Origin of the sequence: Umezawaea endophytica (assembly GCF_025061645.1) — a bacterium.
Taxonomy (GTDB): Bacteria; Actinomycetota; Actinomycetes; order Mycobacteriales; family Pseudonocardiaceae; genus Umezawaea; species Umezawaea endophytica.
In genome coordinates this window covers 56,505-57,070 of sequence record NZ_JANYMP010000037.1, presented here as the reverse complement: position 1 = coordinate 57,070, position 566 = coordinate 56,505, and the positions used below count along the sequence as shown (strand labels likewise).

Sequence of the window (566 nt, the reverse complement as noted above, 5' to 3'; positions counted from 1 at the left end):
GGACCGGATCGCGGGGATCGCCATCACCAACGGCCTGAGCGCGTGGGAGTCGTGGGTGTTGGCACCGGACACCGCGACCGACAGCGGGATGCCCTGCCGGTCGGTCAGGACGTGGATCTTCGACCCAGGCTTGCCTCGATCCACGGGGTTGCGGCCGGTCATGGTTCCCCCTTTTTCGCCCGAACGGATGCTCCGTCCAGGACCGCGCGGGACCAGTCGATCAGTCCTTGGGTACCGAGTTCGTCGAGCACCGCCCGGTGCATCCGCCGCCACAGCCCGGCCTTGGTCCAGTCGGTGAAGCGGCGGTGCGCGGTCGGCACGGTGACTCCGAACGACGGTGGCAACAGTCGCCACTGACAGCCACTGGTCAGCACGAACACGATCGCGGTGAATACCGCCCGATCATCGACCGGCGTGGTGCCACCGCCCTGAGGACGGGCGGTGAACCCAGGAATCAACGGCTCGACCAAGGCCCACAACTCGTCAGGCACCAAGCGCTGCGACAGGTCATCCACGACCAACGATCATGCCAAACAGCCCCGAGGGATCCACGTGAGACAGCCTCT

At 66.6% G+C, this 566-nt stretch carries 1 pseudogene; it reads right to left on the bottom strand.

Features of this window, described 5'->3' with window-relative positions:
- A pseudogene (locus tag NZH93_RS43860) lies at positions 1–506 on the bottom strand (IS5 family transposase); the annotation flags it as partial.
- Positions 507–566: the final 60 nt, after the last annotated feature.